Annotated in this window: 27 protein-coding genes, 1 tRNA gene and 1 pseudogene; 14 read left to right on the top strand and 15 right to left on the bottom strand. The window is 64.5% G+C overall.

All coding sequences use genetic code 11. The features are described 5' to 3' along the window. Positions 1 to 994: transposase (locus AOQ71_RS43210; RefSeq protein ID WP_083513880.1), on the top strand; the 994-nt coding region annotated here is incomplete at its 5' end. A gap of 213 nt (positions 995 to 1,207) precedes the next feature. Here AOQ71_RS43210 and AOQ71_RS15305 read toward each other — a convergent pair. The 4 genes from AOQ71_RS15305 to AOQ71_RS15290 form a co-directional block, all read right to left on the bottom strand. Beyond that, on the bottom strand, positions 1,208 to 2,026 hold the full coding sequence (locus AOQ71_RS15305) for an ABC transporter permease (protein WP_057747501.1): 819 nt from the start codon (positions 2,024 to 2,026) through the stop codon (positions 1,208 to 1,210). Then, complete coding sequence (locus tag AOQ71_RS15300; protein WP_057747500.1) at positions 2,019 to 2,792, bottom strand: ABC transporter ATP-binding protein; 774 nt, start codon at positions 2,790 to 2,792, stop codon at positions 2,019 to 2,021. Before AOQ71_RS15300 ends, AOQ71_RS15305 begins: the two co-directional genes overlap by 8 nt. 90 nt (positions 2,793 to 2,882) lie before the next feature. Continuing rightward, a complete protein-coding gene (locus AOQ71_RS15295) occupies positions 2,883 to 3,911 on the bottom strand; it encodes an ABC transporter substrate-binding protein (RefSeq protein ID WP_057747499.1) in 1,029 nt (342 codons plus the stop codon). A 35-nt stretch (positions 3,912 to 3,946) separates the two neighbouring features. Continuing rightward, entirely contained in the window at positions 3,947 to 5,311 is a 1,365-nt protein-coding gene (locus tag AOQ71_RS15290) for an FAD-dependent oxidoreductase (RefSeq protein ID WP_057747498.1), read from the bottom strand. 111 nt (positions 5,312 to 5,422) lie between these two features. Here AOQ71_RS15290 and AOQ71_RS15285 point away from each other — a divergent pair, with 111 nt between their 5' ends. Continuing rightward, the gene (locus AOQ71_RS15285; RefSeq protein ID WP_057747516.1) at positions 5,423 to 6,307 is read left to right on the top strand and encodes a LysR family transcriptional regulator; all 885 of its coding nucleotides are present in this window, start codon (positions 5,423 to 5,425) and stop codon (positions 6,305 to 6,307) included. 169 nt (positions 6,308 to 6,476) lie between these two features. On the opposite strand, the gene AOQ71_RS15280 is transcribed toward AOQ71_RS15285, so the two are convergent. Further along, positions 6,477 to 7,283, bottom strand: coding sequence for an enoyl-CoA hydratase-related protein (locus tag AOQ71_RS15280; RefSeq protein ID WP_057747497.1), 807 nt, complete (start codon positions 7,281 to 7,283; stop codon positions 6,477 to 6,479). A 155-nt stretch (positions 7,284 to 7,438) separates the two neighbouring features. Between AOQ71_RS15280 and AOQ71_RS15275 the strand changes: the two genes are divergently transcribed. Next, complete coding sequence (locus tag AOQ71_RS15275; RefSeq protein WP_057747515.1) at positions 7,439 to 8,413, top strand: ketopantoate reductase family protein; 975 nt, start codon at positions 7,439 to 7,441, stop codon at positions 8,411 to 8,413. Positions 8,414 to 8,416: 3 nt separating this feature from the next. Here AOQ71_RS15275 and AOQ71_RS15270 read toward each other — a convergent pair whose 3' ends face one another. Beyond that, positions 8,417 to 9,094, bottom strand: a complete 678-nt coding sequence (locus tag AOQ71_RS15270; RefSeq protein ID WP_057747496.1) for an alpha/beta hydrolase family protein — start codon at positions 9,092 to 9,094, stop codon at positions 8,417 to 8,419. A 25-nt stretch (positions 9,095 to 9,119) separates the two neighbouring features. Then, positions 9,120 to 9,767 carry a TetR/AcrR family transcriptional regulator gene (locus AOQ71_RS15265; RefSeq protein ID WP_057747495.1) on the bottom strand — a complete coding sequence of 216 codons (648 nt, stop codon included), beginning with the start codon at positions 9,765 to 9,767 and terminating at the stop codon, positions 9,120 to 9,122. Between the two features lie 74 nt (positions 9,768 to 9,841). Between AOQ71_RS15265 and AOQ71_RS15260 the strand changes: the two genes are divergently transcribed. Both AOQ71_RS15260 and AOQ71_RS15255 read left to right on the top strand, forming a co-directional pair. Next, entirely contained in the window at positions 9,842 to 10,786 is a 945-nt protein-coding gene (locus AOQ71_RS15260; protein ID WP_057747514.1) for an SDR family NAD(P)-dependent oxidoreductase, read from the top strand. Positions 10,787 to 10,916: 130 nt separating this feature from the next. Then, positions 10,917 to 12,062 (top strand): acyl-CoA dehydrogenase family protein, encoded by a 1,146-nt coding sequence (locus tag AOQ71_RS15255; RefSeq protein WP_057747494.1) that lies wholly within the window; start codon positions 10,917 to 10,919, stop codon positions 12,060 to 12,062. 7 nt (positions 12,063 to 12,069) lie between these two features. On the opposite strand, the gene AOQ71_RS15250 is transcribed toward AOQ71_RS15255, so the two are convergent. After that, positions 12,070 to 12,954: a LysR family transcriptional regulator gene (locus AOQ71_RS15250; protein WP_057747493.1), complete on the bottom strand. Its 885-nt coding sequence runs from the start codon at positions 12,952 to 12,954 to the stop codon at positions 12,070 to 12,072. Between the two features lie 103 nt (positions 12,955 to 13,057). Between AOQ71_RS15250 and AOQ71_RS15245 the strand changes: the two genes are divergently transcribed. From AOQ71_RS15245 to AOQ71_RS15235, 3 genes are read left to right on the top strand one after another with little or no spacing between them, the layout of a single operon-like run. Continuing rightward, positions 13,058 to 13,486, top strand: coding sequence for a DoxX family protein (locus tag AOQ71_RS15245; RefSeq protein ID WP_057747492.1), 429 nt, complete (start codon positions 13,058 to 13,060; stop codon positions 13,484 to 13,486). A gap of 17 nt (positions 13,487 to 13,503) precedes the next feature. Continuing rightward, positions 13,504 to 13,965 (top strand): DsrE family protein, encoded by a 462-nt coding sequence (locus AOQ71_RS15240; protein WP_057747491.1) that lies wholly within the window; start codon positions 13,504 to 13,506, stop codon positions 13,963 to 13,965. Beyond that, entirely contained in the window at positions 13,958 to 14,542 is a 585-nt protein-coding gene (locus AOQ71_RS15235) for a TlpA family protein disulfide reductase (RefSeq protein ID WP_057747490.1), read from the top strand. The genes AOQ71_RS15240 and AOQ71_RS15235 overlap by 8 nt, the downstream gene beginning before the upstream one ends. Here AOQ71_RS15235 and AOQ71_RS15230 read toward each other — a convergent pair. Together AOQ71_RS15230 and AOQ71_RS15225 are read right to left on the bottom strand one after the other, a co-directional pair. Next, complete coding sequence (locus AOQ71_RS15230) at positions 14,539 to 15,678, bottom strand: amidohydrolase/deacetylase family metallohydrolase (RefSeq protein ID WP_057747513.1); 1,140 nt, start codon at positions 15,676 to 15,678, stop codon at positions 14,539 to 14,541. The two genes, AOQ71_RS15235 and AOQ71_RS15230, sit on opposite strands and share 4 nt — an antisense overlap. Positions 15,679 to 15,877: 199 nt before the next feature. Continuing rightward, positions 15,878 to 16,459, bottom strand: a complete 582-nt coding sequence (locus tag AOQ71_RS15225) for a TetR/AcrR family transcriptional regulator (protein WP_283809593.1) — start codon at positions 16,457 to 16,459, stop codon at positions 15,878 to 15,880. Between the two features lie 95 nt (positions 16,460 to 16,554). On the opposite strand from AOQ71_RS15225, the gene AOQ71_RS15220 reads away from it, so the two are divergent. The 3 genes and pseudogenes from AOQ71_RS15220 (at position 16,555) to AOQ71_RS15210 (ending at position 18,683) form a co-directional block, all read left to right on the top strand. Further along, on the top strand, positions 16,555 to 16,959 hold the full coding sequence (locus tag AOQ71_RS15220; RefSeq protein ID WP_057747489.1) for a hypothetical protein: 405 nt from the start codon (positions 16,555 to 16,557) through the stop codon (positions 16,957 to 16,959). 38 nt (positions 16,960 to 16,997) lie between these two features. Next, positions 16,998 to 18,203: pseudogene (locus AOQ71_RS50235) on the top strand (NAD(P)/FAD-dependent oxidoreductase); the annotation flags it as partial. Between the two features lie 42 nt (positions 18,204 to 18,245). Continuing rightward, a complete protein-coding gene (locus tag AOQ71_RS15210; RefSeq protein ID WP_057747487.1) occupies positions 18,246 to 18,683 on the top strand; it encodes an SRPBCC family protein in 438 nt (145 codons plus the stop codon). 8 nt (positions 18,684 to 18,691) lie between these two features. On the opposite strand, the gene AOQ71_RS15205 is transcribed toward AOQ71_RS15210, so the two are convergent. The 3 genes from AOQ71_RS15205 to AOQ71_RS15195 form a co-directional block, all read right to left on the bottom strand. Further along, positions 18,692 to 18,768 (bottom strand) — tRNA-Arg (locus tag AOQ71_RS15205). A gap of 93 nt (positions 18,769 to 18,861) precedes the next feature. Then, the gene (locus AOQ71_RS15200) at positions 18,862 to 19,500 is read right to left on the bottom strand and encodes an RraA family protein (protein ID WP_057747486.1); all 639 of its coding nucleotides are present in this window, start codon (positions 19,498 to 19,500) and stop codon (positions 18,862 to 18,864) included. A 63-nt stretch (positions 19,501 to 19,563) separates the two neighbouring features. Continuing rightward, positions 19,564 to 20,583, bottom strand: a complete 1,020-nt coding sequence (locus AOQ71_RS15195) for a hypothetical protein (protein WP_057747511.1) — start codon at positions 20,581 to 20,583, stop codon at positions 19,564 to 19,566. A 208-nt stretch (positions 20,584 to 20,791) separates the two neighbouring features. Between AOQ71_RS15195 and AOQ71_RS15190 the strand changes: the two genes are divergently transcribed. Then, a complete protein-coding gene (locus tag AOQ71_RS15190) occupies positions 20,792 to 21,400 on the top strand; it encodes a hypothetical protein (protein WP_057747485.1) in 609 nt (202 codons plus the stop codon). A 121-nt stretch (positions 21,401 to 21,521) separates the two neighbouring features. Here the strand turns inward: AOQ71_RS15190 and AOQ71_RS15185 are convergent, their stop codons facing one another. Further along, positions 21,522 to 21,737 carry a hypothetical protein gene (locus tag AOQ71_RS15185; protein ID WP_057747484.1) on the bottom strand — a complete coding sequence of 72 codons (216 nt, stop codon included), beginning with the start codon at positions 21,735 to 21,737 and terminating at the stop codon, positions 21,522 to 21,524. 17 nt (positions 21,738 to 21,754) lie between these two features. Beyond that, the gene (locus AOQ71_RS15180) at positions 21,755 to 22,762 is read right to left on the bottom strand and encodes a 2-dehydropantoate 2-reductase (protein ID WP_057747483.1); all 1,008 of its coding nucleotides are present in this window, start codon (positions 22,760 to 22,762) and stop codon (positions 21,755 to 21,757) included. A 170-nt stretch (positions 22,763 to 22,932) separates the two neighbouring features. On the opposite strand from AOQ71_RS15180, the gene AOQ71_RS15175 reads away from it, so the two are divergent. Both AOQ71_RS15175 and AOQ71_RS15170 read left to right on the top strand, forming a co-directional pair. Further along, positions 22,933 to 23,517 (top strand): YidB family protein, encoded by a 585-nt coding sequence (locus tag AOQ71_RS15175; protein WP_057747482.1) that lies wholly within the window; start codon positions 22,933 to 22,935, stop codon positions 23,515 to 23,517. A 134-nt stretch (positions 23,518 to 23,651) separates the two neighbouring features. Further along, positions 23,652 to 23,924 carry a GlsB/YeaQ/YmgE family stress response membrane protein gene (locus AOQ71_RS15170; protein ID WP_205668226.1) on the top strand — a complete coding sequence of 91 codons (273 nt, stop codon included), beginning with the start codon at positions 23,652 to 23,654 and terminating at the stop codon, positions 23,922 to 23,924. Positions 23,925 to 23,986: the final 62 nt, after the last annotated feature.

Here is a 23,986-nt window from a genome sequence, read left to right as displayed (position 1 = left end):
CAAGCAACTCGACCGCTTCCGGGATCGCTTCACGGTGGCCGGTGCCAAGGATGATCGCCGCGACGCTCATGTGCTCGGAAGCTCATTGCGTACGGACTGTGCGGCCTTCCGCCAGCTTGCGGCCGACAATCCGGTGGTGATCGAGCTGCGCGAGTGGTCGCGCATGGCGGAGGAGCTGCAGCAGGAGCGCACGCGGCTTGCCAATCGCCTGCGTCAGCAGTTGTGGCGGTACTATCCCCAAGCGGCCAAGCTGACCGACGATGTCGCCGACGACTGGTTCCTGGCACTTTGGCAAAAGGTGCCGACGCCGGACAGCGCGGCCAAGGCCAGCGACAAGGCGATCGCGCGCATCCTCAGCGCCTATCGTATCCGCCGCCTCGATGCGGCGACGGTGCTCAAGACTTTGCGCGAGACACCCCTGCTCGTGGCACCGGGCACGACGGAGGCTGCGTGCGTGCATATCCGCAGCCTCGCGGCCCGTCTGCGCCTGGTCAATCAGCAAATCAAGGAAGCGCAGCACAGCCTGGACCGCCTGTGCGCCAAGCTCGAAGAACAGGAGAGCCCCGCGGGGCAGAATCCCGAGCAGTGTGACGTGGCGATCCTTCGCTCCTGGCCGGGAATCGGCAGGATCGTTCTTGCCACACTGCTCGTCGAGGCCACCGAGCCTCTGCGCAGACGAGACTACCACGCCTTGCGCGCCTTGGCAGGGGTCGCACCGGTGACGCGGCAAAGCGGCAAGCAACGCTTCGTGATCCGCCGCCTGGCCTGCAACAGGCGGCTGCAAAGCGCCGTTCATCACTGGTCGCGCGGCGCGCTTCAATACGACGCCGCAGCCCGGCGACGCTATGATGCTTTGCGGCAGCGCGGACACGGCCATGCGCGTGCGCTGCGTGGTGTGGGAGATCGCCTGCTCTTTGCCTTGTGCGCGACGCTCAAGCACCAGACGCCCTACGACGCAGACCACAACAGCGCGAAGATCTCGGCAGCAGGCTGAGCCGTTCCTTTGTTCGGCCGCATGCGACCGTTCCTTCGTCCCGACCTGCCGAACGCAAGAGCGCCGCGCGCAGACGCTGTCCAGGATGCCATAGGCACCGGCAAAGCCGGCGCGAAGCGTCCTGGATAGCGTCGAGCACGGTGCTATAGTTATCTGTCAGGGACTCCCACCCTTGACGAAGGGTAGGAGGTCCTACGGCAGCGGAGATTTTGGCTACCGCCAGTGCAACAGCCGCACTTCCAGCCAGCCGATCACCTTGCCGACTGCGAGGCCAAACACCGACAGGATCACCACGCCCGCGAGCAGTTGATCCGTCTGCATCAGATTGCCGGCCTGGAGCACGAACGCGCCGATGCCGAATTGCGCGCCGATCATCTCGGCGCTGACGACGAGCAGCAGCGCCACCGACGCCGTGATGCGGAAGCCGGCGAGGACCGCGGGCAGGGCGCCGGGCCACACCACCTTGCGCACGATGGTGGCAAAGGGCACGTTGAAGCTTTGCGCCATGCGGATGAGATTGCGCGGCACCGCGTCGACACCGCTATAGACCGAGATCGCGGTCGAGAAGAACACCCCGAGCGCAATGGTCGCAATCTTCGGCTCTTCCCCGATGCCGAGCCAGAGGATCAGGAGAGGCAGCAGCGCGATCTTGGGAATCGGGAACAGCGCCGAGATGAAGGTGATGCCGACGCTGCGCGCGAGGCGCGACAGGCCGATGGCAAAGCCGACCACGACGCCAGCCGCCGTTCCCAGCAGCCAGCCGACGCCGATGCGCAGCAGCGAGGCCGAGAGATGCTGCCAGAGCGCGCCCGACATCGCGAGCTCGTAGATCGCCCGCACGATGGCCGAGGGCGCCGGCAGGAACAACGGATTGACGAGCCTGGCGCTGCCAGCCGCCTGCCAGATCGCGATCACGAGGGCGAGCGCGATCCAGCCGCCGAAACGGCTCGACGCAGGCACGAAGCCCGCGCCGCGGAAGCGCACGCGCCGCGTGGTTTCGTCGGCCGACGTCTCGGTCGCGCGATCAAGCATGCTGGACCTCGCGTTCGGCATCGATCGCCTCGTTGCGGATCAGCGACCAGATCTGGTTCTGCAGCGCGAGCAGCTGTTCACGTGCAGCGATGTCGCCGCGCTCAGTGCGGGTCATCGGCACCGCCACGACCTCGCGAATACGGCCGGGCCGCCGCGACAGCACCACAATGCGATCGGCAAGGCGCGCGGCCTCTTCGAGATTATGCGTGACATAGACCGCACCCATGCCGCCATCGGCGAGCAGGCGGACGAAATCTTCCATCAAAAGCTCGCGCGTCTGCGAGTCCAGCGCCGACAGCGGCTCGTCCATCAACAGAATCGCGGGCTTGACTGCGAGCGCGCGCGAAATGCCGACGCGCTGGCGCATGCCGCCGGACAGCTGCTTTGGATAGGTTTTGCGAAAATCGGTCAGCCCCGTGCGACGCAAGGCATCCTCGACCAGCGCGCGCCGCTGCGTGGCCGAAAGCTGGGTGTGCAGCAACGGGAATTCGACGTTCTCCTCCACCGTGGCCCAGGGCAGCAGAGCAAAGTCCTGGAACACGAAGGTGAGCGGATTGAGACTGTCCGCCGGCGGTGCGCCGCGCAACTCGGGCGAGCCTGAAGTCGGCAGCAACAGCCCGCCAAGTATCGACAGCAGCGTGCTCTTGCCGCAACCGGACGGACCCACGATCGCCACCACCTCGCCGGCGCCCACCGTGAAGGAGACATCGTCGAGCACGGCGAGATCGCCGAAGTGGTGCGAGATGTGGTTGGCGATCAGGTCCATGTTATCTTGCTTGTCTACTCCCTACTCCGTCGTTCCGGGATGGTCCGAGATTCCGGGTTCTCGCTTCGGGAGCCCCGGAATGACGAAGGGCTAGTCCGCCTTCACATAGTCCTTGGCGATGATCGCATCGGCATCATAGCCCTTGTCGGCAAAGCCCTGCTCCTGGAGCCATTTGATCTGGTTGTCGACATTCTTGACGTCGAGCTTGCCGTCGGGGTCGATATAGGCGCAGTTGCCGACCACCTGCTCGACCGGCAGGTTGGTGTATTTGGCGATGATCTCCAGCAGCGGTTTTGTCCGCTCGTTGATCGGCGCGACGCCGTCCTTCATCGACGCCAGGATCACGTCGTGATATTCGCGATCGGCCCTGGCGAGGACGGCAAGGAATTTCGTCACCAGCACCTTGTTGGCCAGCGTCTTCGGCGAGGCGAACACCGCGCCGAGCTGCCAGGGCGTTTCGTCACCGACCCAGCCCAGGAATTTCGCGCCGCCATCGTCCATCAATTTTCGCGCCGTCGAGATCGGCAATAGCGCCGCATCGACGGTCTCGCCCTTCAGCGCCGCGGCTGCGTTCGATAGCGATTGCAGCGGCACGATCTTCACGTCGGACAGCCTGAAGCCGTATTTGTCGGCGAGCAGGCCGAGCGAATAATGGAAGGATGAGCCGACCTGCGTCATCGCGATGCGCTTGCCCGCAAGGTCCTTTGGCGTCTTCAGGCCGGCGGCGTAGGCGTTGTTGCTGGCGAAATAACCGATCAGGGGATAGCCTGGTTTCTCGCGGCTCATGCCGCCGATCACCTTCAGCACGCCCTTGCCGGCGAGATTGTAGAGGCCCGCGGTGAAAGCGGTGACGCCGAAATCGACGTCGCCCGAGGTGGTGGCGACCGCGATCGGCTGCGCCGCATCGAAGAACTTCAACTCGATGTCGAGGCCGGCGTCGCGGAAATAGCCCTTGTCCTGCGCGATGAAGACGGGCGCGGAGGACGACAGGCGGAGCACGCCGACCTTGGCCTTCAGCGCATCCTCGGCCCTGGCCGTCGCCGTCGCCATCGCCATCGCCATCGCCATCGCCATCATAGCCAAAAGGCTGAGTGCCGCGACCCGCGCAATCCCGATCATCCCGCTTCCTCCAATAATTCTCTTTTTGCAGTCCGTTACAGGCCCTTGGGCACGGGCTCGTCCCGTCCGATGAAGGCGCCCTGTTGTTTCAATGTTTCCTGCAATTTTTCAACCGGTATGTCACGCGGTATCCGATTTCCGGACAGCGCCAGCGCAGCCGCGGAACCGGCCGCCTCCCCCATCACGAAGCAGGCTCCCGACACCCGCGCCGCCGACTGGCCCTCATGGGTCATGGAGGCGCAGCGGCCGGCGACGAGAAGGTTGTCTACGCCCTCCGGCACCAGCATGCGATACGGCAATTCGTTGTAGCCGCGCGATTCCGGGATCGGCGGGAAAGTGAAGACCACATCGCCTGGAACATGCGCCTCGATCGGCCAGCCATTGACGCCGATGGAGTCCTCGAACGAGGCGCAGCCAAGCACATCCTCGCCGCTGAGCTGGTAGCCGCCCTTGATGCGGCGGGTCTCGCGGATGCCGAGCTGCGGTGGCAGATCGACGATGTAGGATTTTTCAAAGCCCGGCACCGTGCGCAGGAATTCGAAGGCGGCAAGCGCCTGCTTGCGGCCCTCGATCTCGCCGCGGGTGAGATCATCGGGCTCAACACCGTTGATGGCGTGGCCGTCCTCGCGCGCCACCTGCGTGAAGTTCACCCGCCATTCGATGCCGGATTTCTGCGGCCGCACGATCGCGCTCTTGCGCGGGAATTTGTGGGTGCCGGCCGCGGTCGCCGCTTCCATCAATTGCGGGATGGTCCGCCAGGCATCGCCCGCCCTCACGGGATCGATGCCGTTGAGACGGAGCATCATCGACGGATACAAGGGATGACCATGCTCGTCGCCGATCTCGAACGGCGCGCCGGCCCAGACCGCGAGATCGCCGTCGCCGGAACAATCGATGAAGATCTCTGCGCGCACTGCCTGCCGGCCGGCCTTGGTCTCGACCATCAGCGCGTCGATGCGGTTGTCATCGCCCATCACGACGCCGGCGCCGAGGGCATGGAAGAGAATGTGCACCTTGTGGCTCGCCAGCAGTTGATCGGCCGCGATCTTGTAGGCCGCGGTGTCATAGGCCTGCGCGAAGACCTTGCCGAGGATCAGATGCGGCGCGTTGAGGCCGTTCAGATGATCGATCCGCGCCAGCAGATCGGACGCCATGCCCTGCACCAGCCTGATGGCCTCGCCGTAGACGTTGCCATGCAGGCCGCAGAAATTGGTGACGCCGGCCGCGGTGCCCATGCCACCAAGGAAGCCGTAGCGCTCGATCAGCAGCGTCTTGCGCCCGGCGCGCGCGGCTGAGGCCGCAGCGACGATGCCGGCCGGGCCGCCGCCGAGCACGACGACTTCATATTCGCCGTAGAGCGGCACCTGTCGTGCCGGTTCATTGATCGTCATGGCCCGCATGGCGCGTCCTTCCCAAAAATCCCTTGCTTGGGGCGGACTATGAATTAACGCGTGGAGGGCTACAATCTACCAAAATATGCGATCAGCTTTCTCGAATCGCGAAAGGTCGACATGGACATCCTGGTGAACCTTCAGGCCTTCCTCGCCACCGCTGATACGGCTGGATTTTCCGCCGCTGCGCGAAAACTCAACGTCTCGACCTCAGTGGTGGCAAAGCGCGTCACGCAGCTCGAGGCGCGGATCGGCACACCGCTGTTTCACCGCTCGACCCGGCAGTTGCGGCTGACCGAGGCCGGCCAGCGCTACGTGCATCGCGCCCGCGGCGTGGTGACTGATGCGACCGACCTGCTGTCGCGCATGGGCGAGAAGGGCCATGATCTCGTCGATCATCTCCGCATCAAGGCCCCGACCTCGATGACGGTGGCGCGGCTGGCCGATGCCTTCAGCGCCTTCCAGACACAAAACCCGCGGCTGAAGCTCGAGATCGTGCTGCTCGACCGCCCGGTCGATCCGGTCACCGAAGGATTTGACATCGCTATCGGCGCCTTCCCGCATTCCTTCGGCGGCGTGGTCGATGAGCCGCTGGTGCCGTTGAAGCGACTGCTTTGCGCCTCGGCGGCTTATTTGAAGAAGCACGGCACGCCAAAGCATCCGCGCGACCTCGTCGAGCATCGCTGCCTCAGCTTCATGCCAACAGGCCCCGAATGGGTCTTTGACGGGCCGCGCGGCCGCATCACCATCCAGGTCAGCCCACTGCTGTCCTCCAACGAGGGGCATGTGCTGGCGCGCAGCGCGATCGCCGGCAACGGCATCGCGCTGATCTCGCATTATCTCGTCGCGGATGCGCTGCGCGACGGCACGCTGAAGCCGGTGCTGCGCGACTTTCCGATTCCGGAATTGTGGGTGAAAGCCGCGATCCCGGAACGCCGGCGCAATGCGGCTGCGGTGCAGGCGCTGCTGACCTTGCTGAAAACGTCACTCGCACCGTCGCTGTAAATGATGGTGCCGTAGCCCGCATGGAGCGCAGCGGAATGCGGGACGCCGGCCCCGGATTGCGCTTCGCTCCATCCGGGCTACTTGCTGTCATCGCCCGGCTTGGCCGGGAGCGCTGCGGCGTACGGGGTCGCCCGGCCAAGCCGGGCGACGACGGCGGAGTGAAGCGTGCTCAGCCCTTCCCGCCGCCGCCCCACTTCGCCGGGCGCTTCTCGGTGAACGAGGCCAGCCCCTCCGCCGCCTCTGCGCTCTGGCGCTTGAGCGCGTGCAGCTGGACGAGCCGCGTATAGGCCGCATCGTCCACCGCCATGCCGCCGAACGAGCTTTCCAGCGCCAGCCGCTTGGTCTCGGCCATCGCCTCCGGGCCGTTGGCGAGCAGTTGCTCGACCACCTTGCTGCCTGCGGCTTCGAGATTTGCGAGCGGCACCACCTCATGGACGAGGCCGATGCGGCGGGCATCCTCGGCGCCGAAGCGTTCGCCGGTAAGTGCGTAACGGCGGACTTGCCGTACACCAATGGCGTCGCAGAGCTGGGGAATGATGATCGCGGCGGTCAGGCCCCAGCGCACCTCGGTGATGGAGAACAGGGCGTTGTCGGCGGCGATCACGACGTCGCAGGCCGCGATCACACCGGTGCCGCCACCGAAGCAGCCGCCCTGCACCAGCGCCACGGTCGGGATCGTCAGGGTGTTGAGCCGCTGCACGGTCTCGAACGTCGCCCGCGACGCCGCTTCGTTGGCCTCAGCCGACTGTGGCCGCACGCCGTTGATCCATTTGAGGTCGGCGCCGGCCTGGAAATGCTTGCCGTTGCCCTTGAGCACGACGATGCGAAGGTTGGGTTTCTTGCCCAGATCGTCCAGGGCCGCGAGCACGCCTGATATCAGGGCGCCGTCATAGGCGTTGTTGACCTCCGGCCGGTTCAACGTGACGGTCGCAACCCCACGCTCATCAAGGCTCCACAGCACAGGGTTGGCAGTCATCGGCGATCCTCCGGTCATTCTGATGGCGCGCACTATGGCCGAGGCAACGCATCCCGATCCATATCTTTCCAGCGTAGGGCGGCCGCGCCCATCGCATGGCGGCTTGTGTCATGCTGCCGCCGGGCGACGACCAAAGATCAGGGACGGGACATCATATGCGCATCTGCATTTTCGGCGCGGGCGCCGTCGGAAGCCATCTCGCGGTCAGGCTCGCCCGCGCCGGCCACGAGGTCTCGTGCGTCATGAGGGGCGCGCATCTGGAGGCGGTGCGCGCCAATGGCCTGAAGCTGCGCGTCGGCGATTCCGAGGTTGCGGCCAAGGTGAACGCATCGGGCGATCCGGCCCAGCTCGGCCCGCAGGACGTCGTGATCTCGACGCTGAAGGCCACGGCATTGACTGGCCTCGTCTCCAGCATCAAGCCGCTGCTCCGGGACGACACCGCCATTGTGTTCGCCCAGAATGGCATTCCCTGGTGGTACGGTATCGGCCTGCCGCCGCGGCACCCGACGCCGCCGGACATTTCCTTCCTCGATCCCGGCGGACGCCTGCGCGCCTGCATCCCGAAGGAGCGGATCATCGGAGGCGTCATCTTCTCTTCCAACGAGGTGGCGGCACCCGGCGTGGTGCAGAACCTCACCCCGGACCGCAACCGCCTCTTGATCGGCGAATGTGACGACCGCAATTGCGAGCGCATCACCAGGCTCCGCGGCGTCTTCAATGATGCGCGGCTGGAATCGCCGCCGGTGGCTGAGATCCGCGAGGCGATCTGGTCAAAGCTACTGACCAACATGTCGCTGTCGGTGCTCTGCCTGCTCACAGGTCAGACTGCGCGGGGCGTACGCGACGACCCTGCCTTCACCGAAGTCATTCCGCGGATGCTGAACGAGGCCAACGACATCGCGCAGCACTTCATTCCCGAGGTCAAGCGCGTGACCCGCAGCGGCCCCGCCCCCAACCACAAGCCGTCGCTGCTGCAGGATTACGAGCTCGGCCGTGCCATGGAGATCGACGTGCTGGTGAAGGCGCCCGCCGCCTTCGCGCGCACCGCCGGCCTGTCGACGCCGACGCTCGACCTGATCGCAGCGCTCGCGATCCAGAAGGCGCGCGACAAGGGGCTGTATTCCGCGTGAACGTTAGGCGAGATCGTCGATCCAGCCCGCGAGCGTGTCTAGCACTTCCGCCAGCGCCTCGTCGTTGGTGCGGCCGGACCTCTTCAACACCGCGAAGGAATGATCGCCGCCTTCGATCTCATGCAGCGTCGCCTTCGCCCCGAGCGCCGCGACGACGGGCCTGAGCAGGCTGAGATCGGCGAGGCCATCCCGCGTTCCCTGAAGAAACAACATGGGAATGGCGACGCCGGCAAGATGCTCGGCGCGCTCGGTGGATGGCTTCTTGTCGGCATGCAGGGGAAAGCCAAGAAAGGCGAGACCCTTCACACCAGGCAACGCTGCCTTGGACTGCGCCTGCGATGTCATGCGGCCGCCGAACGATTTACCACCGGCGACGAGCTTCAACCCCGGGCACAGCCGCGCCGCCTCCTCGACCGCGGCGCGGATGGTGGCATGCGCGACGGCCGGCTGGTCGGGACGGCCCTGTTTGTTCTCCGTGTAGGGAAAATTGAAGCGGAGCGTCGCAATGCCGCGCATCGAGAGGCCCACCGCAATCTTGTCCATCGACACATGCCGCATGTCGGTACCGGCGCCGTGCGCCAGTACGTAGCACGCACGCGCATTGTCCGGCTGCATCAGGATCGCGGAAACCGTGCCGATGCGTCCGATGTCGAGCTTGAGCTCAGTCGCCTTGGCCGTCATGACGCCTCACCCCCTGGATCTGCATTTAGCGGCTCGCCGGCCAGAGATAGTTCAGGACATGATTGAGTGTCGTCATGATCTCGCGGTAGCCGGCCTCGCTCTGCACTGAACCGAATTTGTCCTCGAGGGCCAGCTTGGCAAAACCGTGGACGGTGGACCAGGCGGCCGCGGCGGCGGTCTTCGCCTGCTTCGGTGGACCCCCGACAAGCTCGGCGATGATGATCTCGAACTCGTGCCCGGCCGCCCTGCTTGCCTGCCTGAGACGCGGATCGTCCGCAACCAGGCGCTTGTTGGCAAACATCATCTGGAAGCGGCCGGGATGCTTCAGCGCGAATTCGACATAAGCGAGGCCCTGAGCGTGGAGTTTTTCGCGCGCGCCCTGCTTGCGGGATGCGGCATCCCGCAGCGCGTCGGCCAGCGCCTCGTAGCCGCGGATCGCGACCTCGGTCAGCAAGCCCTGCGCATTGCCGAAATGATGCGACGGCGCGGCCGGAGACACGCCGGCGCGGCGGGCAGCTTCGCGCAAGGTAAAGCCTTCGGCGCCTTGCTCGGCGAGAATGGCCTCGCTGGCCGCGATCAGGGCCTCCTGAAGCTCACCATGATGATAGCCGGCTTCCGGCTTCGGAACCTTGCGGCTCGGCTTGGCGCGCGCGGGCGCGATCGGTTTCGTCATGCGTAACTTGACACTGTTTAGATTGGCGGCTATCTATCTTAACACTGTTTAGATTGACCGGCCGGGAGTTCGAAATGACCGAAACGGAGCATAGCACCGCGTCCTCCCCGATGAAACGGCGCCATCTGGTCGGCGGCGCCGTGCTGGGCATGCTGACGAGCGCCCTTGGCGGCCTTGTCGGCGGCGTGGCGCTCGGCCAGGGCGCGGCGCTGCCGCAGCAGAGACCGAGCGGCCGCCAGCGTTTCACCGACAAGGTCATCATCGTGACTGGCGGCACCTCCGGCATCGGCCGCGCCGCCGCACTGATGTTCGCCGCCGAAGGCGGCAAGGTGGTGTTCTGCGGACGCAATGTCGAGCGCGGCACGAAGGTGGAAGACGAGATCAAGGGCGGTGGCGGCGATGCCGCGTTCGTCCGCGCCGACGTTCGCAACGAGGCCGAGGTCAAGGCCCTGGTCGACAAGACGATCGAACTTCATGGCCGCCTCGACGTCGCTTTCGACAATGCCGGAATTTCCATCGAGAAGCCGCTGCATCAGTACAGCGCAGCCGAATTCGACGACGTGATCAATACCGATCTGCGCGGCGTGTTCCTGGCGATGAAGTACCAGATTCCGCACATGATGCAGAAGGGCGGATCGATCGTCGTCACCTCGTCATCCAACGCCATCGCCACGTCGGCGAAGCGCTCGGCCTATTCCGCGGCCAAGCGCGGGCTTGTCGGCATGGTCCAGGCCGCGGCGCTCGAATATGCCCAGTACGGCATCCGCATCAACACCCTGATCCCGGGCACGACCGATACGCCGTTCATTCGCCGGCTCGCCGGCATGGACAATCTGCCCGATGCAGCCTGGCACATCGCGGTTGCGCAATGGGCCAAATCGCACGTTCCGGGCATGCAACGTGTGGCAACACCCGAGGAGATCGCGGCCTTTGCGCTGGTGCTCGCCTCGGACGATCATCCCTATGCAACGGGCGGACAGTTCGTCGTCGACGGCGGCAAAACCGCGCAGGCGGGATAGCCGGCAGCCTGAAAACACTGGCATCGGCAGCCGGGGTTGGCGTACCACGGCGGGCGGGCTTGCGCCCGCTGTCACCGTTGTGGCACGCGTGATGCGTACGCGCCTGCGACAAGATCGACCGAGGGTGACCATGGCCTACCGCTCCTCCTGGATGACCGAAGAGCTCGACGTCTTCCGCGACCAGTTCCGGAAATATCTCGCCAAGGATCTGGCGCCGCATGCCGAAAAATGGCGCGAGCAGAAGATGGTCGACCGCTTCGCCTGGCGCGGGCTCGGCGAGATGGGCGCGCTGCTGGCAAGCGTGCCGGAGGAATATGGCGGGCTCGGCGCAACCTTCGCCTATGACGCCGCCGTGCTCGATGACCTCGAGAGCACGGTGCCGGAGCTGACCACCGGCGTCTCCGTGCACAGCGCCATCGTCGCCCACTACATCCTCAATTACGGCTCGGAGGAGCAGAAGAAGCGCTGGCTGCCGAAGATGGCCACGGGCGAGATGGTCGGCGCCATTGCCATGACCGAGCCCGGCACCGGCTCGGATTTGCAAGCCGTCAAGACCACAGCGAAGAAGCAGGGCAATTCCTACGTCATCAACGGCCAGAAGACCTTCATCACCAACGGCCAGGCCGCCGACCTCGTCATCGTGGTCGCCCGCACCGGCGAAGCGGGCGCGAAGGGGATCTCGCTGATCGTGGTCGAGACCGAAGGCGCCGAAGGTTACAAGCGCGGACGCAACCTCGACAAGATCGGCCTGCAGGCCTCCGACACGTCCGAATTGTTCTTCGACAACGTTACGGTCCCGCCGGAAAACTTGCTCGGCAAGGAGGAAGGCCAGGGCTTTGTGCAACTGATGCAGCAATTGCCGCAGGAGCGCCTCGCGCTCGCGGTCGGCGCCGTCGCCTCGATGGAGCGCGCCGTCAAGCTCACCACCGAGTACACCAAGGAGCGCAAGGCGTTCGGCAAGCCGCTGCTGGATTTCCAGAACACGGCCTTCACGCTGGCCGAACGCAAGACCGAAGCCATGATCGCGCGCGTCTTCGTCGACTGGTGCATCGAGCGCCTGGTCGCCGGGGATCTCGACACCGTCACGGCGTCGATGGCAAAATACTGGTGCTCGGACAAGCAGGTGCAAACCGCCGACGAATGCCTCCAGCTGTTCGGCGGCTATGGCTACATGCAGGAATATCCGATCTCGCGCATCTTCATCGATTCCCGCATCCAGAAGATCTACGGCGGTACCAACGAGATCATGAAGCTGCTGATCGCGAGATCGCTGTAGCGGGGCGCTACTTCATCCGCTTGTCGGCGGCAATGAAGTCGATGAAGGTCCTCACTTTCGCGGAGAGATATTTGCGGCTCGGATAGACTGCGAACAGCTTTCCGACGAAGACGATGTGCCCGGGCATGACGTGCTCGAGCCGTCCAGCCGCGATGTCCTCGGCGACCAGCCATTTCGGCAGGAAGGCGAGGCCCATGCCTTCCAGCGCCGCCATGTGCAGCAGCGTTTCGTTGCCACTGCGTAGCACCGGGTTGAACTTGATGGTTTCAGTTCCGTGTTCGCCCGCGAAGGAGAAACTCTCGCCGGGATAAAGCGCATAGTGCAATAGCGCCTGGCCGGCGATATCGCTCAGCTTCGTCGGGCGCCCGGCGCGTTTGAGGTAGGCAGGTGCTGCGACCATGTAAAAGGGCACGTTGGTGATGGGCCGCGCGATCAGCGCCTCATCGGGTGCGCCGGTCGCGCGCAAGGCGAGATCGAATCCCTCCTCGACCAGATTGACCAGCCGCCCGCTGAGATCAATGTCGAGATGCACCTCGGGATAGCGCGCCTGGTAGTCGGCCAGCATGCTCACGAAGATCGTGTTCGCCATCCACACCGGCGCGGTCAGCCGTAGCGTGCCGCGCGGCACTACGGTCGCCTTGCTGACGGCAGCCTCGACCTCGTCGAGCGAATCCAGCATCTGCCGCGCCGGCTCGAAATAGAGCGCACCGCTTTCGCTCAGGCTGACGCGCCGGCTGGTCCGGTTGAGCAGCCGCGTGCCCAGCCGCTTCTCGAGTTGCATCACATGCTTGCTCGCCATCGCGGGCGATATGCGCAGGCGCTGCGCCGCGGTCGCAAAGCTCTTCAGCTCCGCGACCAGGCAAAACACCCGCATGCTGACCAGGGAATCCATGAGATCATCAACATTCAGGAAAGGAATCGATCCTGGAACCGATAATGATCAAAAATAGTGAAACCATCAAATGGTGGCAGCCCTCACATTTGGAGAAGCCACCATGTCGACCACCACCTTCGAGACCGCTACACCCGGCCGAGCCCTTCGCATCGGCCTCTGGGCCGCGCAAATCCTCATCGCCTTCGCGTTTGTCGGGGCGGGGCTGGTCAAGCTGACCACGCCCATTCCGCAGCTGGCCGCCATGATGCCCTGGGCCGGCCAGTATTCCGAAACTTTCGTTCGCTCCATCGCACTTGTCGATCTCGCCGGCGGGATCGGCATTCTGCTGCCGGCGCTGACGCGAATCCTGCCGCGGCTGACGGTGCTCGCCGCGCTGGGCTGCTCGGTGTTGCAGGTGATTGCACTCGCCTTCCATCTCTCGCGCGGCGAGGCCGAGGTGACGCCGCTCAACATTGTCCTGCTCGCGCTCAGCCTGTTCGTGCTGTGGGGTCGCAACAGCACGGCGCCGATCGCGCCGCGTCGGTTCTAAACGGCCACGCCGCCGCCATGATCCCTGCCATCGGATGGTCCCGCAGGGGACTGCTTGCGGGCACCGCGATCCTCACGGCCGGCGGCGCAGCCGCGGCCAGGGAGGATCGCCTCGCCGACGGCGTCGTGATCCTGATCGACAGCAACGAGCCTTATGTCATCGGACACGCGATCAGCTATTCCGCCAATCTCGCCAAGCACTTTGCCGACAAGGGTACCCGCCTGCTGATCGAGGTCGTCGCCAATGGCAAGGGTATCGACGTCTTCAGGGCGGACAAGACCCCGCTGGCCGAGCCGCTGGCGACGCTACGCCGGTCGCTGCCTGATCTCACCTACAGCATGTGCGCTTCGTCCAAGGCGATCGCGGAAGCCAAGGAGCAGCTCTCGATCCCGCTGATCCCGGGCGCGAACCTCGTGCCCTTCGGCATCGGGCGCGTCGTGGATCTGCAACTGAGGGGTTGGGCCTATATCCATGCGTGAGACCCACCACGCGTTGTCGCGGCGATCGCTCCTGATCGCCGCGCCGGCGCTTCTTGCCTTTCTGCCTGCGGGCGGTGCGCAGGGAAGCTGGCCGCCGGTGTTCGAAGCCGGGCGCAGCCAGTTCACCGTGGTGCGGCCGCGCGCGCCGATGCCGCCGATACGGCTTCAGGACCTGCATGGAAAAGACGTGGTGGTGACGGCAAAGCCGGGACGCATCACCCTCGTCAACTTCTGGGCGACGTGGTGCGCGGCGTGCCGGCTTGACCTGCCCGTGCTGGCGAGCCTCGCCGGATCGCAACGCGATCGTCTGGATGTCGTCGCTGTCTGCACCGACACGAGAGATTTGCGCAAGATCACCGCGTTCCTCGCCGGCCTCGCCGTAAAGAACCTCGCCTGCTATGCCGATGCCTATGGCGCGGCCGCGCAAGTATCGACAGAGATGTTTCCCATCGTCGGCATGCCCATCACCTATCTCGTCGGGACGAGCGGCCATGTCGAAGGCTACATTGCCGGCGCGCCCGACTGGCTCTCACCGGCAGGCGCGCAATTGCTGCAATTCTATCGCGAGCAAACCTAGTTCGGATGCCACCAGCGGCCGCCGATGACGACGCCCTCCGAAACGATCTTCTTGTCGCCGATGAGGTGCTCGCCGACGACGTCCTCGTAGTGGAACTGGCCTTGCTTCACCGAGATCAGCGTGGCATCGCCGACGCTGCCCGCCTTGAGTGTGCCGAGCTCGAGCCGCCGCAGTGCCATCGCGGCATTCTCGGTCGAGGCCTTGATCACGTCCGACAGCGGCATGCCCATGCAGAGGAATTTGGACATGGTCGTCACCTGGTCGAACGCCGGGCCGTCGATACAGAGCTGGTGGATGTCGGATGAAATGGTGTCGGGATAGAAGCCGTTGGCGAGCATGGCGCGCGCGGTCTTGAACGCGAACGAGCCCTTGCCGTGGCCGATGTCGAACAGCACGCCGCGCTCGCGCGCGTCGAGCACCGCCTTCTTCACCGTGCCCTGCGCGGTCACCGGCGAATTCGGGAAGGGACGGAAGGCATGGGTCAGCACATCGCCGGGGCGCAGGCGCGCCAGCACCTCTTCATAGGTCGGCGGCGGATGATCGATATGCGCCATCAAGGGCATGCCGACCTCGTCGGCGACCTGGAGCGCGATATCGAGCGGCACGGCGCCTGATGTGCCCGAGGAGTGCAGCCCGACCCGCACCTTGATGCCGACGATGACGTCGCGGTTGGCGTCCGCCACCTTGGCCGCCTCGATCGGGTTCATCAGCCGCAATTCCTCGCTCTCGCCGACCATGATCCGGTGCGAGAAGCCGAAAATGCCGGCATGGGAGACGTGCAGATAGGCGAGGATGCGGACCTGGCTCGGCTCGATCACATGCTTGCGGAAGCCGGCGAAATTGCCGGGGCCGGCGCTGCCGGTGTCGACCGACGTGGTGACGCCGGAGTTGCGGCAGAACTCCTCGGCATCGATACCGAGCGAAGTGCCGCCCCAATAGACATGGGTGTGGAGATCGATCAGCCCGGGCGTCACGATGAACTGCGAGACGTCGCGAACTTGAGTGCCCGGATCCGCCCTGAGCCCGGAGCCGACCGCGGCGACCTTGCCACCCGAGAACGCGACATCCGTCACGGCATCGAGCTTCTGCGAGGGGTCGATCACCCGCCCGCCGCGCAGGATCAAATCGAAAGGCATCATCGTCTCCGGATCAGGCAAAACATGGACCGGGCTGGAAGGTGCGCTTCCAGCCCGGCCGCCTCTGCTAGCAATTTTCACACCAGCGAAGCAAATCAGCAGCGGACGATTTTCCATCAGGAAACATCGATTGCGACTGACCTAGCGGGTTTGGCCTGTCGATCTTCACTTCGGGATTCAACCCGCCCGCTCGCGCCCTTCACTTGATCTTGGCCACCGCCGCCTTGGTGGCGCTCGTGAGCAAGGCGCAGATGGCGGAGACGGATCTCGCTCCCGAGAGCATGCGAAAGGTCGCACAGCTGGTAAGGACGTAAATCAGATCGACAACATCGCGCTTGGCGTTGGTCGGCGTGTCTTCGGCAGCTATTCGTGCAATCAATTCTCCAATGAGAGGCCGGCGACGCTCGTTACGCGCCGCGAGCGCTTGGGCGAACTCCTGGTCAATCGCCATGGCGTCATGAAGGCGCGCCACCGCGGGGTCGCTGTCCCAAAATTCGCAGAAGATCCGAACCGCCATCTCAAGGCCCTTTTCAGGGTCGGGATAGGCGGCGGCGTCCTCCAGGCTAGCGAGCCCTCCCCGGCTGGCGATGTCATCAAACACTGCTTCGAGCAGCCCGCGCCGCGAGCCGAATTGGTTATAGACGGTCAAGCGCGTCACCTTTGCCGCTTTTGCGACTGCGTCGAGCGAAAAGGTGGTGATGCTGTCCTCCTCGCGAAGGAACCGCGCAGCGGCCTGAATGACCTGGTTCCGCTTCGCCGCGGCAGCTTGGGCCCGCGCCACGCTGACATACGCACGCTTAGGCACGCTCCGCCTCTTGAATTTCAATATACATTGTGTATATCCAAACTGCTTCGTGCAAAAGGGTCGAAATTCCTATGCAGCCGGTTCTGCTTATAGCCATTTCGCTCCACGTTCTCGCTGCCACGTTCTGGGCCGGCTCGACTTTCGCATGCGCCCGGACGACCGGGAATGATGGTCAGCAGCTGTTCGCTCCGCAGTTGGGCGCGGCAGCCGTGGCAGTGCTGTCGGGTGCCTACCTATGGAAAGCGTTGCATGAGGGTTCATTTGGGCCCACGGAGCAGCTTTTGAGCGCAGGCGCCGTGGCGGCAATCGTCGCGCTCGTCATTCAAATAACAATCATTCGTGGCGCGTTGCAGAGGCTGCGGACGTCCTCGGGCGACGACGCAAAGGTGCGATCGCAATTGGCCACGGGGTATCGCAGCGCGGCTATTCTTCTCGCGGTCGCAGTGCTCGCCATGGCCGCGTCACGCTACGCCTAGCCTCTTCCAAACAGAAGCGTGTGCAGAGGAAGCAATCGATGTCGCCATCACTCGGTTCAAGTCATGAAGCCTACGATGTCGTAGTTCTGGGAGCCGGATACGCGGGCATGATGGCGGCTCTTCGACTAGGTCGACGCCGGCTTGGGCTTCGCGTTGCACTGGTGAACGGCAATGAGCAGTTCGTCGAGCGCGTTCGACTGCAGGAGACGATGGTCGCCCCGGTAAAACCGCGGATCGCGTCCCTTTCAAGATATCTGCGCCGCACCAATGTCCAGTTCATACATGCTTGCGTGCTGTCGCTCGATCCAATTCGGAATACCGTCACGATCGATGAGGATGGTTCACCGCGTACGATTGCTTTCACGCAACTGATCTACGCGCTGGGCTCACATGTCGACACCGACAATGCCGCTGGCGCACCAGAGCATGCCTTTCGTCTTGATCCGGGTGAGGGTCCGCGGTCTGCCGCCGCGCTGCGAGCCGCGCTTCATGAAATTGCCGGGCGACCCGCTCGCGTGCTTGCTGTTGGCGGCGGACCGCTTTCGGTCGAGGCTGCAGGCGAAGCCAAGTCGACATGGCCCAATATGAGCGTGACGCTGCTCAGCCCCACGCGTGTTGGCGATTTCAGCAGCGCCGAGGTTCAATCCGTCATCAGACGCGACCTGACAAGATTGGGCGTCGAGCTTGTCGACAACGAACGAGTTACCGGGATTGAGAGGGACGCAGCGATGACCGCCAGCGGGCGGCGCATTCCCTTCGACATATGCATCTGGGCTGCAGGCATGCGCGCTCCCGCGCTTGCGAGGCTGGCTGGGCTGCAGGTCGATGCTCAAGATCGCGTGGTCGTCGGAACCGATTTGAGGTCGGTGTCTCATCCCGCGATTCTCGCCGCCGGCGACAGTGCGCACCCGAATGGACCGACCGGCGCGCCGTTTCGCGCATCTGCATTGGCGGCGGCTGTTTCCGGGGTCTATGCGGCAGAACAAGCCATCGCCCGGAGCCAGGGCCGACTCATCCGGCCATTTAGCTTCTCAACCTTCGCACAAGCCGTCGCCGTCGGTCGGTTCGCGGCACTCTTCCCCCTTGATGCCAACGATCACCAGATACTTTTCGTGGTGGGGGGACGCATTGCGAGTGTGTTGCGGAGCGTCCTGATCTGGCTTGTTCTTCATTTCATCACCTTCGAACGGCTGCTGCCGGGCGTTCAGACGTGGCCAGGACGAAAGCGAGCGGCCGCCCCACCCNAGCCCGGATCGGCTCGCGAGAAACTCTGAAAGAGCTTGACGATGCGTGATCAAGAAGAGGGCAGGGACAAGCGCGCGATCGTTGTCGACTACCGGCTTTCCGCAGCGCCACGCAAAGTCTGGCGTGCGTTGACGGAGCCGCGGTTGCTCGAAAGTTGGCTGATGCCCAACGACATCGAACCCGAGGTCGGGCGCCGCTTCACGTTTCGCACCACGCCGGCGCCGGGATTTGACGGTGTCGTCAAGTGCGAAGTCTTGAAGGTCGAGCCCGACTCGCGACTTGTCTACTCCTGGCGCGGAGGGCTTCTTGACACGATCGTGACCTGGACACTCAAGCTCTCGTCGACCGGCGGCACCGATCTCCGGCTCGAGCATACCGGCTTTGACCGCGAACATAGCGCGACCTACGACATGCTTGACGAAGGATGGCGGAAGAAAGCCGCGGGCTCGCTGGAGCGCGTCTCTTCATCGCTCGACTAGGTGAAGGCTGGCGATCCCGGCATGACTCGAACATGCGACCTACGGTTTAGGAAACCGCCGCTCTATCCGGCTGAGCTACGGGACCGCGGAACCTGCCGATGAGGCAGGTTGCCTGGAGCTGTACATATCAAAGCGAGCGCCGAATCGGAAGCCCTTCGCTTGGGCAACAAGCGGCCGGTCAGGACTTCCCGTAAGCCCCCTGGTAGCGGCCCTCGCAGATTGCCTTCAGGGTGTCGTCCTCGCGCTTGATCTGGACGCGCACCGCCTCCAGCAGGGCCGCGGCGCCGGCGGCGGGAAACGACACCACGCCGTCTTCGTCGCCGACCACGATGTCGCCGGGCGAGATCACGCTGCCGCCGATCGTGACGGGCACGTTGATCTCGCCGGGGCCGTTCTTGTAGGGGCCGCGATGAATCACCGCGCGGGCGAAGCAGGGGAAGTCGTCGGCGGCGAAGGCCGCGACATCGCGGATCGCGCCGTCGATCACATAGCCTTCGGCTTTGCGCCATTGCGCGATGTTTTTCATGATCTCGCCGACCAGCGCCCTCGTCTCGTCACCGCCGCCATCGACCACGATGACGTCGCCGCGGCCGACCAGCTCGAGCGCGCGGTGGATGGCGAGATTGTCGCCGGGCCGGGTGCGCACCGTGAAGGCCGCACCCACCAGCTTGCCGCTGCGATGATAGGGTTTCAGCCCGACCGCGCCCGGCAGCCGGCTGAGATTGTCGGAAATGATCGAGGTCGGCGCATTCCTGAAACCTTCGATGATATCGGCCGGCGGTTTCGGCACGCTGTTCGCTGCGATGGTAATCGTCATGGCGTTTGGTCCTTTTATGATCCTATTCGGCGTGCGCCCGTGCCAGCCTTCAAGACGTCCAGATCAGCGCTCCGCGCCGCAGCCCGGGATATCGAACAGCGCGGCGAGGCCGCATTTCGAGGTCAGCATCTTGTCGCCGTCATGGCCGACACCGGCGACGTCCCACACCCTGTGATTGGGCGTGGCGTGACCGCGCTTGGCCATCGCGTCGGCATAGGCATGACCGCGGACGTAGCGATTGGGGCCCTGTGCCTCGCCCATGCAGCTCTTGTCCGCCGCCGGCTTGGTGTCGAGCGTGCCGAGCAGATAGATCACGTCACGCTCGACATAGCGCTGCTCCAGCGCTTCAGGCGTTGCGTCCGCCAGATAAGGCGGCCGTCCGTCCATGCCGTATTTCCAGACATTGTAGCCCTGGCAGGACGCGGCAATCGCCGGCACCGGCCGTTCGCCGCTGAAATAAGCATAGGACGACGGATTGGCGACGACGTAGCGAACGCCGATATGCTGACGCGACAGCGCGGTCTCGCCCTTGCCGGCGATGGCGTAGCGTTGCGCGACCTGGCCACCGCCGGAATGACCCGAAATCACCACCTGCTTCAGGTTCGGGAAGATGCGGCGGTCGGAGAGCTTTGCCAGGATTGCATCGAGCGCCGCGAAGGAGGAAACCGGATTGGGCGCAAGCGCGGCTTCGCCGCCCTCCCAACCCGCCAGCGACCAGCGCAGCATATCGGCGGGCAGCTTGTGGGCGTCGACATCGACCTGCGCCAGGAACTGCGGCACGATCATGAGCGCGCTCTTGCCGTCGTCGCCGGCAGCGACCTGTGCGGTGTGGGCCGAGAGGTAGTATTCGTCGGCATTGCGCAGGCGGCCATGCAGCACGATGACGGCGCGCGAGATCGCAGGCAACGGCATCGACCAGTCACTGGAGAGATAGAGCGGCAACAGTCCCTGCCCGCCGACCGAGAGCCGCGCATCGGCCACGACCTTCACCGGCTTGTCGTGAGGGATCTCGTCCTCCGCGGCCAGCGCGCGGCCGCAAATCAGCACCAAAGCGATTGCGGCCATCCAGCTCAGCGCTCTCATGACGAACATGTCCCTGTCGCATCAAACCGATAAAATTCTAAGCGCATCATGTGCTGCGGGGCTGTGACTCCCGAGCCACGTCAAGCAAAAAATGTCAGCAACCCAGCCATGAATTTCCCTGGTTCCATGGGTGACAAGCCGGCGAGAAAGAGGCAAAAATCAGTCACGACTCAGTCTGGGTTGAGTTTGCGAGGAATACTCTCTTAGAATGTCTGACGTAGTTGCATCGCGTCGCGCGGCGCCGGTTCTCGTTGCCGCAGCAGGACTATTTCTGCTGACATTGCCGCATGCCCAGGCGCAATGGTGGAAGCGCGCGCCTGTCGATTTCGAGGAATGCGCCGACGCTGCCGAAAGATCCGCAAGCAAGGCCGAAAAGACCGCGGCGCTCGCCGACTGCAATGCAAAGTTCGCGGGCCGCCGCAAGGCAGGCGGCGGCTACACCTATTACGACTTCCTCCAGGATCGCAGCTTCGACATCGCAGGTCCCAACCCGACACCGGAGGAGCAGAAGAGGATCGACGAATCCTACACTGCCTATCTCGCCGATCAGCGCCGCAGCAATGAAGCGGCACGGGCGACCGCGCGGCAGCAGCACGAGCAGCAGGAACAGCAAGTGCAGCAGCTTCAGCAGGTCGCGCTGCGCACCGAGGTCGAGCGCGTGCCCGTTCCGGTCGAGCGGCCGAAGGTGTTGCGACAGAAGGGCGCGCCCTGCACCAAGGGCTCTTTCACCTGCGAATGGCCGCGCCTGTCGGAAGGTTTGAGCGAGTTGAAGAAGCTGTTCAGCCCGACGCCCAGCAAGCCGGCGAAGAAGGGCTGAGCTGTCTCCACATCCGTCATTGCAAGCGCAGCGAAGCAACCCAGAGTCTTTCCGCAGAGGGATTCTGGATTGCTTCGCTGCGCTCGCAATGACGGAGTGGGATGCAGGTCCGCACCAAATCCTAGTGCGTATGGATCTTCTTCGAGCGCTTAGGTTTGGACACCGGTGGAGTGGCGAGCTCGGGAGTTGTCGTCGAACCGTTCAGCGCCTTGCGGCTCTCCTGCAGGCGCGCGTCATAGCCGGGAGAATTCATGACGGTCGGCGGCCTCGCGTAAGCGAGCGTCGATGCCTCGCAGAGCGCGGTCAGCGCGAGCCCGATCCTAAGGCAATGCCTCATTGGTTCCTCCGTCGTTCTCAAACCACGCCGCGAATCTGCTGCGGCGAAAGCCGCGGCGGGCCTTTGCCTGATGTCTCCGCCTCCTTGATCAGCGCAACAATGCGGCGCATCAGCGGCACTTCGACATTGTTCTGCTCGGCAAGCGCGATGACCGCGCCTTGCAGATAGTCGATCTCGGTCTTGCGGCCCTGCTTCAGATCCTGCCACATCGAGGAGCGCGCCTGCGGATCGATCTTCATCGTGCGCCGGAGGATCGCGTTGAAGATCATGTCGGGCAGTCGCAGCAAGGTCGGCGTCCAGTTCGGCGGGATCGGCGTCGCCGAGGCCGGCGTGATGCCGGCGGCCTTGAGCACGGCGAGGCCCTCAGCCATCTGGTCGGCGAACAGCCGTCGCCAGTCACGGCTTGCCAATTGGGCCGCGAGCGGCATATCGGACAACGCGCTGAGCGCGTTGTTCAGATTGATGATCAGCTTGCCCCATTGCACGCCGGTGATGTCGCGGTTGGCACGCGTCGTCAGACCGGCTACCGAGAGCGCCGCCGCCGTGTTGTCCGCGTCCTCGCCGACAATAATGTCGCCCGAGGTCGAACGATGGAAACGTCCCTCGCCCATCGCGACCACGTTGAACGGCACCATGCCGGCGAGCACGCGGCGGCCGCCAAGACGTTCGTTCAGAATGGCAACGTTGCCGACGCCATTCTGCAACGACACGATCACGACATCCTGCGGCGCGTGCTGCGCGATCTGGTCCGCGACATCAGCCGTGTCGGCGCTCTTGACCGTGACAAGCACGATGCCGGCACTGTGGAGGATCGCAGGATCCTCCGACAGCGCCAGCTGTCCCGCACCGAGCTTTGTCTCGGAGCCGTCGAAATCCGTCAGCCGCAGGCCGAACCGCTCGATCTCGGTCTTCACCCGCGGCCGCACCAGCAGTGCGACACGGCGACCGGCAGCCGCGAGCTGACCTCCGACAAAACAGCCGATGGCGCCCGCGCCGGCCACAACGATCGGTCGATCCGTCACCACCTGACTTGCTCCCCGAATGACCCGTTCTCGATAGCAGAGGCGAGGCCGGCTGCCCATCGCGGCCACGGCGCAGCTGCCTTGTAACCGTCATGAGAGGCCCATATGTTTTCGCTCCGGGGGCGCTGTCAGCGGCGAGAGCTCGCCGAACGAGAACGCCAAAGGAGAGCACCATGGGTCTACTCGATGTCCTCAACGGCATGCAGAACGGGCCCCGTGGCCCGAGCACGCCGAGCTCACAATCCTCCTCCGGCGGCATGTCGCCGATGACCATGGCGATCCTCGGCCTGCTCGCCTGGAAGGCATTCAAGCATATGACCGCAAGCCAGCCGGGCGCCGTGCCGCAGCCGGCGCCGACTCCCGTGCCCCCACCCGCGAATGCGGGACCTGGTGGTGCTCTCGGCGGCGGTGGCGGTCTCGGTGATGTCCTCAAGGGCGGCCTCGGTGGCCTGCTCGCGGGCGGCGCGGCCGGCTCCGTGCTGAGCGGCGGCCTCGGCGATCTCCTCAACCAGCTCCAGCAAGGCGGCCATGGCGAGACCGCAAACAGTTGGGTCGGCAAGGGCGAGAACAAGCCGATCGCACCCGGCGATCTCGCCAATGCGCTCGGCGCTGACCAGATCCAGAGCTTGTCGGCCCAAAGCGGCCTGTCGCGCGATGAGCTGCTCTCCGGCCTCAGCCAGTATTTGCCGCAGGTGGTCGATCATCTGACGCCGGACGGACGGCTGCCGACCGAGAACGAGCTTTCGGGACGAATTTAATCGAACTCTGACCTCAAGCGCGACGAGATCAGGATGAATCACAATCGCGCTTTAGGTTATTGTTTGAGCATGATCTTTTCGGAACACCGCTGCACACTTTTCCGGATCATGCTGTTGGCAAGGGGAGCACTGACATGAGCATGGGCGGCCTGTTGTGGATCATCATCGTCGGCTTCGTTGCCGGCCTCATCGCGCGTTTTCTGGCACCGGGACCGAACAACCCGAGCGGCTTTATCCTCACCACCATCCTCGGCATCGCCGGCGCGTTTCTGGCGACCTTCATCGGCCAGGCCATCGGCCATTACGGCCCGGATCAGGGCGCGGGCTTCATCATGGCCACGATCGGCGCTGTGGTGGTGCTGTTCATCTGGCACCGGCTGGTGGCGAGTGGCGTGATCAAGGGGTAGCGCCTTAAAGCGCCGGAGGGCACATTGCGCATCGTCATGCCCGGGCTTGACCCGGGCATCCA

The organism is Bradyrhizobium manausense (assembly GCF_001440035.1).
Lineage (GTDB): Bacteria > Pseudomonadota > Alphaproteobacteria > Rhizobiales > Xanthobacteraceae > Bradyrhizobium > Bradyrhizobium manausense.
Note: the sequence above shows the minus strand (reverse complement) of the source record. Positions and strands in the feature narration are given on the sequence as shown.